Genomic DNA, 236 nt, shown 5'->3' on the forward strand with positions numbered 1-236 from the left:
CTCTGGGCGAACAGCAGTGAAGCACAGTGCTGTGGCCGTCTTCTTGTGAATAACCTTACCCAGCCTGGCCTTGCTCTTGACAATGCAGTAAGGAACACCCATCTTCCTGCAAAGAGCTGGAAGCCATACTACAAGCTCAATAGGATCAACATCATGAGCAATGACCACAAGTTGAGCTTTTTTGTTCTCCACAAGACTCGTCACATGATTAAGGCCATATTTGATGACAACAGGTT

1 protein-coding gene is annotated in these 236 nt (G+C 46.6%); it reads right to left on the reverse strand.

Annotation, left to right across the window (positions count from 1 at the left end):
* A partial coding sequence (locus tag ACYQ78_RS40110; RefSeq protein WP_459806237.1) for a ribosomal L7Ae/L30e/S12e/Gadd45 family protein occupies positions 1-236 on the reverse strand: 236 nt, incomplete at both ends.

The organism is Herbidospora sp. RD11066 (assembly GCF_054661255.1).